The organism is Candidatus Nanosynbacter lyticus (assembly GCF_030253515.1).
Lineage (GTDB): Bacteria > Patescibacteriota > Saccharimonadia > Saccharimonadales > Saccharimonadaceae > Nanosynbacter > Nanosynbacter lyticus_A.
In genome coordinates this window covers 816,892-823,929 of sequence record NZ_CP124549.1, presented here as the reverse complement: position 1 = coordinate 823,929, position 7,038 = coordinate 816,892, and the positions used below count along the sequence as shown (strand labels likewise).

Annotated in this window: 9 protein-coding genes; 6 read left to right on the top strand and 3 right to left on the bottom strand. The window is 47.4% G+C overall.

Annotated features, from left to right (window positions below; translation table 11 throughout):
• Positions 1-220 precede the first annotated feature (220 nt).
• From rpmH to NLML1_RS04405, 4 genes are read left to right on the top strand one after another with little or no spacing between them, the layout of a single operon-like run.
• Positions 221-358: a 50S ribosomal protein L34 gene (gene rpmH / locus NLML1_RS04420; RefSeq protein WP_138077873.1), complete on the top strand. Its 138-nt coding sequence runs from the start codon at positions 221-223 to the stop codon at positions 356-358.
• A gap of 52 nt (positions 359-410) precedes the next feature.
• Positions 411-758 carry a ribonuclease P protein component gene (gene rnpA / locus NLML1_RS04415; RefSeq protein ID WP_171272317.1) on the top strand — a complete coding sequence of 116 codons (348 nt, stop codon included), beginning with the start codon at positions 411-413 and terminating at the stop codon, positions 756-758.
• 24 nt (positions 759-782) lie between these two features.
• Positions 783-1,733 carry a YidC/Oxa1 family membrane protein insertase gene (locus NLML1_RS04410; protein WP_171278083.1) on the top strand — a complete coding sequence of 317 codons (951 nt, stop codon included), beginning with the start codon at positions 783-785 and terminating at the stop codon, positions 1,731-1,733.
• A gap of 9 nt (positions 1,734-1,742) precedes the next feature.
• Positions 1,743-2,204 (top strand): Jag family protein, encoded by a 462-nt coding sequence (locus tag NLML1_RS04405; RefSeq protein WP_285441569.1) that lies wholly within the window; start codon positions 1,743-1,745, stop codon positions 2,202-2,204.
• Here NLML1_RS04405 and NLML1_RS04400 read toward each other — a convergent pair.
• The 3 genes from NLML1_RS04400 to NLML1_RS04390 are packed head-to-tail and all read right to left on the bottom strand — an operon-like array spanning position 2,201 to position 4,961.
• On the bottom strand, positions 2,201-2,626 hold the full coding sequence (locus NLML1_RS04400) for a GtrA family protein (protein WP_285441568.1): 426 nt from the start codon (positions 2,624-2,626) through the stop codon (positions 2,201-2,203). The two genes, NLML1_RS04405 and NLML1_RS04400, sit on opposite strands and share 4 nt — an antisense overlap.
• A gap of 24 nt (positions 2,627-2,650) precedes the next feature.
• Positions 2,651-3,808: a glycosyltransferase family 4 protein gene (locus NLML1_RS04395; RefSeq protein ID WP_285441567.1), complete on the bottom strand. Its 1,158-nt coding sequence runs from the start codon at positions 3,806-3,808 to the stop codon at positions 2,651-2,653.
• Positions 3,809-3,815: 7 nt separating this feature from the next.
• Positions 3,816-4,961: a glycosyltransferase family 4 protein gene (locus tag NLML1_RS04390; protein ID WP_285441566.1), complete on the bottom strand. Its 1,146-nt coding sequence runs from the start codon at positions 4,959-4,961 to the stop codon at positions 3,816-3,818.
• A gap of 45 nt (positions 4,962-5,006) precedes the next feature.
• Here NLML1_RS04390 and NLML1_RS04385 point away from each other — a divergent pair, with 45 nt between their 5' ends.
• Both NLML1_RS04385 and NLML1_RS04380 read left to right on the top strand, forming a co-directional pair.
• Entirely contained in the window at positions 5,007-5,816 is an 810-nt protein-coding gene (locus NLML1_RS04385; protein WP_285441565.1) for an ABC transporter permease, read from the top strand.
• Positions 5,817-6,998: an ABC transporter ATP-binding protein gene (locus tag NLML1_RS04380; RefSeq protein ID WP_285441564.1), complete on the top strand. Its 1,182-nt coding sequence runs from the start codon at positions 5,817-5,819 to the stop codon at positions 6,996-6,998.
• Positions 6,999-7,038 lie beyond the last annotated feature (40 nt).

The window sequence follows — 7,038 nt, the reverse complement described above, 5'->3', positions numbered from 1 at the left end:
AATACCTTCCCCCTCGGAACTACGTTGATAACCCTACTATAGCAAAAAATCAGACTTTTCCACAAGCACAGGCGCCATCATAAAATTCAGGGACTCTCGAGGTGATTTTTCCACAGCAATGAACCACCTCTGATAAATATGTGGAAAAAACAGCAGAAACGGTGGAAAGTTTATCCATGGCTTGCAAAAAATGTCAAAAAAGGCTACACTAAATGACGATATGCCAAAGCGAACATTTCAACCACACAAGCGACATCGCGCCAAGACGCACGGTTTTCGAGCTCGTGTTTCGACCAAGGCTGGCCGCGCTGTTCTGAAGCGTCGTCGCCTCAAGGGTCGCGCTAAAATCGCTATCTAGAACGCAAACTCCCGCCTCGCCTAACAGGGCGGGATTTTGCTATACTGGACTTATGTTACGTCACGTCAACCGATTTCATGGTCATGGTAGTCTGCGCTACGTCTATGCGCGCGGGCGGGCAATTCGCTCATCGCAGCTCACCATGAAATATATTGCCAATCCGCGCCGTCGCCATGGTCGGTTTTCGGTAGTGATTAGTAAAAAGGTGCTTAAATCCGCCGTCAAACGCAACCGCGTACGTCGCCGAATTTACGAAATTATCCGACTCGAGTTACCACATATTCGGGGCGGGTTTGATGTTGTTATTATGGTGTTTTCGCCGGAGGTGCTGGTGATGCCACATAGCGACCTAAGGACGGCAGTAAAACAACTCTTTTCACAGGCGGGGCTGTATAAATAGCGCCACCTCTGGTATAATGAGGACATGAACATGTTTGATGTGGTTATTGTGCAACCAATTTTTAACTTGCTGATGGCAATTTATGCGCTAATTCCAGGCGGTGACTTTGGGGTTAGCGTTGTACTGTTTACAATAATTGTGCGTTTTCTGTTGTGGCCGCTGGTTAAGAAGCAGCTCCATCAAGCCAAAGCGATGCGTAAGATACAGCCCGAACTTGCCAAGCTGAACAAAAAATATAAGAATAATCCACAGATGCGGGCGATGGCGATGATGGATGTGTATAAAAAGCATAACATCAAGCCGATGAGCTCTATCCTAGTACTCCTTATCCAGCTGCCAGTACTGATCGCGATTTACCGTGTGGTGCAGATATTCGTACTGCAGCGCTCAGAGCTCGCCAAGTACACATACGACGTAATGGAGCAGTGGGGGCCGGTCAAGCACTTGATCGCCAATCCAGATCACTTTAACCAGAATTTCTTGGGGCTGATGGACCTGACGAAGCAGGCGTTATCATCAAGTGGTGTATCAATTGGGTTGCTCATCCTTGCCTTGGTAGCCGCTGTTTTGCAATATTTATTATCAAAGCAGATGTCGCCAAGTTCGGACAACAAGAAGCGGTTGCGTGATGTGCTGATGGAGGCGGGCGAGGGTAAGAACGCTGACCAAACTGAGGTTAACGCCATTGTCACGCGCAAAATGATGAAGGTTATGCCGGTGTTTATGTTCCTTATTATGATCAGTTTGCCAGGGGCACTGGCGCTCTACATGGCAACCTCAAACATCGCTGCTTATATCCAAAACGCCATTATTCTCAAGCAAGACGGCACGGAAATGCAACAAATTGCCGGCGAAAAGCGTTCGCCAAAATCTACGAGCAAGTCTGCCGCATCAGCAAAAAAATCAAAAGCCGCTTCGCAACGAGCGGCCACAGCGACTGAGGCGAACATCACGCGGATAAAAGCGAAAGACTAAGGAGGATGTATGGATCAAATCGCGACCATTGAATTTGTCAAGAAATATCTGGAGGACTTTCTGGCGTTCTTTGATCTCAATCTGGATATCGATGTTAGCGTTGAAGACGATGTTATCAAGGCTGTTGTGCCGTCGAGTGAGCGCAATAGCTTGCTGATCGGGCGGAATGCGGAGACACTGCGGAGTTTACAGGCGGTGGTGTCAGCAATTTTGCGTAACCGTCAGGCGGCGCTGGTGCGAGTGAATGTTGATATCGCTGATTATAAGAAGCAGCATGCCGAAAAGATTGCTGACAAGGCGCGCGGCTGGATCAAAGAAGTGCGGCGGACGGGCGAGACGAAAATTATTGAACTAAATTCGGCCGATCGCTGGGTGGTGCATCACGTGGCGAGCGACTATAGCGATATTGAGACCCACTCTGAGGGCGAGGGCCGTGCACGGCACTTAGTAATCTCGCAGAAGAGCTCTTAATCTTTGAAAACAACGTTGGTATAGAGCAGGTAGTTCCAGATGAGGCTGGCGACGGTGGCGATGAGCTTGCTAATAAACAGTGCTACTGGCTGACTGAAATTAAAGCTAATGAAAATTGGCGCGAGTAGCGCAATAATGATAGTCTGGATTACCCAGAGACCAAACAGGGTGACGAGGGTAAAGAGGAGTAGCTGGCGACGAACATTACCGGTGCGTGAGCGAAAGGTGAACGATCGATTAGCAACAAAGCTAAAGCTAAAGGCGATGGTGGTTGAGATGATGTTAGCTAATTCTTTTGGTGTGCTAATAAGCCAAGTTAGCATAAACAATATACCAAAATCAATGGCGGTATTAATGGTACCGATAAGGAGGTAGCGAAGTTTGGTGGCGTGGTTGGTGATGTAGTGTTTGAAACGAGCCATAATGATAAGTATAACCCATAAACCCTAGTTGGTGCGATGTTTTTTAGCGGCAATGGCCTCCTTGAAAGCAGCGATGAGGCGATCGGTATTATTCTGCCAGGAAATAGTATTGAGATGAGCCTGAACCGCAGTTTTCATATCAAGGCGTGCTTTTTGCGGGTCAGCGATGATAGAGAGCATTTTTTTCATGAAGTCGTCGGGATTTTTAGGCTGAGCGTAAAGAACCGCATTTCCACCAGCCTCGCGGAGTACAGGAATATCGGAGGCAACAACCGGCGTACCGCTAGTCAGCGCCTCAACAATCGGCATGCCGAATCCTTCGTAAATGGAGCTCATGCAAAAAAGGTCTGCTTGCTGATAACATGAGGGTACATCTTCTTGAGGGATATAACCCGGACGGATGACGTGTTCACCCGCAGCCTGAGCTTCAGCAATGGCACGCTCAGTCGCGTCGGTCTTCCAACCCTTACCGCCAGCCAGTACCAATGAATATTGCTTTCTGACTTTTTCTGGCAGGGCCCGAAAAGCAGCAATCATTGTCGGTAAATCCTTGCGCGGCTCGAGGTTACCGATCGAAAAGATATACCGCTTGGTTGGTAGGTTATACTTGGTGGCGACGTCAATTACGCCCGGCTGAGAATAAATTGAGTCGGCTGGTATTGGTGTGACGATAATTTTTGAAGCTGGCACGCCGTATTCGGCGATGATTTCTGACTTGACCGACTCCGAGACAGTGATAATGAGATCCGCTGTTCGGGCTGCATGAGCCACTCGGCGGCGTAAGTGGGCCAAATTGCGCCGCTCGATCGTTTCGGGAAAATAAAGATAGCCGAGGTCATGAATGACGACGGCGGTGATGGTTGCTTTACTGGTTGTCCAGCGGTCAAAATTTGGAAAAATAGCGACGTCGACAGGTGAAGACAGCAGGTCGTACGGTAGCGGTAGACCGTAACTCTGGAGCTTGGCAAATAGCCGCTGCGGCATGAGCGTGTGTTTTTCATGCTTAACTGAGCCGTCTAATATGGGATCTTGATGTTTGCTCAGAAAATTGAAATAAAACGCTGAAACCTCAGTTCCCGGCGGTGAATAACGAGCCAGGCTATTAGTCAACATGCGGGTGTAATGACCAACGCCAGATATATTGGGAGCGGTGAGGGCGGCGGTTTCTATACGAATCTTCATAGGTATATTATAAACCGTTTTCATACAAAGGAATAAATTGTGTTTTGACAATGGTATGAAAAACAAACGAGGCGAGATATTGACGGCGGGCAGCGGCGGCTAGACGTACGCGAAGCTTGGGGTTAGAATATAGCTGCTCCATGGCGCGATGCAGTGCTGTTGAATCTTTTGCAGGGACGAGGAGGCCGGTCTTGTTATGATGAATAATCTCTGGATTGCCGCCAACGTCAGTGGCGATAATTGGTAGCTGGAGCATACTGGCCTCAACGAGTGAAACACTAAACCCCTCGTGGTATGTTGGATGAAGATATACGTCAGCGGTGGCAACTTCAGGGAGGGGGTCTGTTTGGTGGCCGCGAAAAGTGACCGGTAACCCTTTGGCTTGTTTCTCAAACCGTGAACGATCTGGTCCGTCACCGATCAGAATGAGGCGCGTGTTGTGATGTGTAGCGTGAAGTCGTTTGAATGCAGCGATTGCTTCACTAATTCCCTTATCAACAACCAGACGGCCGGCAATACAGAACGTGAACAGGCGGCTTTTGATGGGTGCGTGTGGTGGCTTCTGGTCGTTGACACCATTATAGATAACGGTTAATTTACGATGAATTGGTGAGGTTGACGGCAGATTATCAGAAACGAGACGGCATTCACTCTGGCTAACGAGGGTAATTGCGTCGGCAAAGCGTGCCGCCCAGGCAACCAACTTACCAGTCGGGTTTTTATACCATACGCCGAGCTGTTTCCAGACATGCTTGAGGTCAGCGTGGTCGGTCCAGATAACGCGAGCACCGATAAGCTTACCGGCAATTGACCCAGCAATAAAATCATCCTTACTCTGCAGGTGAACAACGTCAGCTTTGTGGCGATGAAATTGGACAATATAATACAAAGTGAGTAGTAGCTGCCAGAGTACATATAGTGGTATTAATACAACCCGCCAGCCGCTCCAGTTTTGTCGAGACCACCACCAAGAGTGGTGGTAAGTCAACCGTTCGTGCTTAGCGTAGTCACAGAGCGTTGCGTGGTGACTAAAAATAAGCGGCAAATGGCCCAGCTCTCGTAGTTCTCGGGCTAAGAACACCGGAAATCGCTCACCGCCGCCAAAATCATAGGGTGCGGCATTTCGTACGATAACAACTCGCAACGGATTCATTTTACAAGTATATATCTTTTTGGTGTAATTTGGTATAATCGGGGGGTGAAACATCTCTTTGGTAATGAAAAAAATCGGGCAATTTTGCGCGCAATGGTTAGCACGGACTTTAAGGTTCGTTATCAAAACTCTGCCCTCGGGTATGTGTGGTCGCTTCTGAAGCCGCTGTTCATATTCGGCATTTTATATGTATTGTTTACCTATGCGTTCCCACAGGGCAGTAAAGGGATTGAATATTTTGGCGTCTGGTTATTAGTTGGCGTCGTGCTATGGAATTTTTTCTCTGAGGCAACGATGGTAGGTACTCGTTCGGTAGTGGAAAATGGGCAACTAATTCGTAAAGTAGCAATCCCGAGACACCTCCTGGTGGTTGCTAGTTCTGTCTCGGCGCTGATCAACCTTGGTCTCGGGATGGTTGTGGTGATAATTTTTGCGCTACTGAGTGGTTTGATGCCAACCTTGTTATGGTTGTTGTTAATCCCAATAGTTGCCCAGTTATTTTTGCTATCAATTGGCCTATCTCTGCTACTCTCGGCACTCTACGTAACGTTTCGTGATATCGCGTATATCTGGGAGATTTTGTTGCAGGCTGGGTTCTATGCCAGTGGTATCATCTTTGCCATCATCTATATGCCTGCAGTTATCCAGAAGGTGGCGTTTTTAAACCCAGTCACACAAATTATTCAGGATGCTCGGCATGTACTCATGCCCAATAATTCAGCCTCTCAAACGATTTGGCAGACGTTTCACAACCCGTTACTATGGTTCATCCCGATCGCGATAACCCTTGGGCTGTTTGGGCTAGGGTGGTGGCATTTCCAGCGTAAGCAACGTTCATTTGCGGAGGATATTTAGATGGCAAAGCCGGCGATTATAATCAAGGATATACATAAAGAATTTGTGCTGCCGCAGACCAAGAACTCAAGCATTAAGCATGCTTTTGTTAACATTATTAAACGAAATAAAAAGACCGTCCAAAAAGTGCTAGACGGGGTTAGTTTTACTATTGATCAGGGTGACTTTTTCGGGGTTGTTGGTCGGAACGGCTCAGGAAAAAGTACCATGCTTAAAATTCTCGCTGGTGTGTATCAACCGACGAGCGGCAGTATTCAGCTACATGGTAAGCTGACACCATTTATTGAACTGGGTGTCGGCTTCAACCCAGAGCTGTCTGGTCGAGATAATGTTTTTTTGAACGGAGCGCTACTCGGGTTTACCCGTAAAGAGATGGAGGCAATGTATGATGAGATTGTTGCCTTTGCTGAACTTGAACCGTTCATGGATCAGAAGCTGAAAAATTATTCGTCGGGTATGCAGGTGCGGTTGGCGTTTTCGGTAGCAATTAAGGCGCGTAATGATATTATGATTTTCGATGAAGTGTTGGCTGTCGGTGATGAGGCATTTCAGCGCAAGTGTATCGACATATTTGAGCAGTATAAGGCCAGTGGACAAACAGTTGTCCTGGTGACACATGATATGGAAACAGTCAAGAAGTTTTGTAATCGTGCTGTGCTAATTCAGGATGGCAAGATCATTAAAGAGGGAAACCCAGTACAGGTGGCTGATGAGTATAGTCGGCTTAACCAAGCAGTGATTGACGCAAGTATTGATAGAAATCGGCAATATACTGGTGAAAATGTTGATATTACGATCCGCGGCACGACAGGTAAAAAGCAGCGTAGCTTTAAGGTTGGCGAAACCATCTCGTTTGATATCGCTTGGCATCATGATAAGACGCGAGCAATCATGGTTGATTTGTATCGCAAGGACAGTGATTTAATATCGAATTTTATTACTAATCGTGAGGGATTCGCTGAGCTACCGAAAGACAAAAAACTGACACTCGATATCGAAGCAAACTTGGGTCCGGGGTCGTACTATGTTGATGTTAATCTCCTCAATCATGATGGGTCGGTAAAATATGACGTTGCCTATCGTGCCGAGGAATTTACTATCACGAAAGACTTTTCGGTGGTCGGGCAGTCGTTTGGAGGATTGACATTGATTCCGCGGCAGTGGCACCACGATCACAAATAGAAAAGGATAGTCAGCTAATGGTTTGACGATAAACCGGTTA